We start from the raw sequence: 246 nt of genomic DNA on the forward strand, positions 1-246 counted from the left end.
TCGAGCATTGAACGCGATTATTGGATTGTCCGTGCGTAATCGCATAACTTTCATCCTGAATTAATTGAGATTGAGCCAATACGGAATTTGCTTGATTGAGTTCAAATTTGTTTGTTCCAAAATGATCAATGATCGTTTTGGCACCAGGATCATTTTTAATCGCCGCATTGGCCTGGCTTGATAAATCTGTTTGCTCCTTTTGAATCCCTTGATAGTATCCTTCTTGCGCAGGGTGCTCTGAGTACT

At 40.7% G+C, this 246-nt stretch carries 1 pseudogene; it reads right to left on the reverse strand.

What is annotated here, in order from left to right:
* Positions 1 to 246, reverse strand: a pseudogene (locus A8O27_RS19240) (type-F conjugative transfer system mating-pair stabilization protein TraN); the annotation flags it as partial.

Source organism: Legionella bozemanae (assembly GCF_001648595.1).
In the GTDB taxonomy this organism is placed as follows: domain Bacteria; phylum Pseudomonadota; class Gammaproteobacteria; order Legionellales; family Legionellaceae; genus Legionella; species Legionella bozemanae.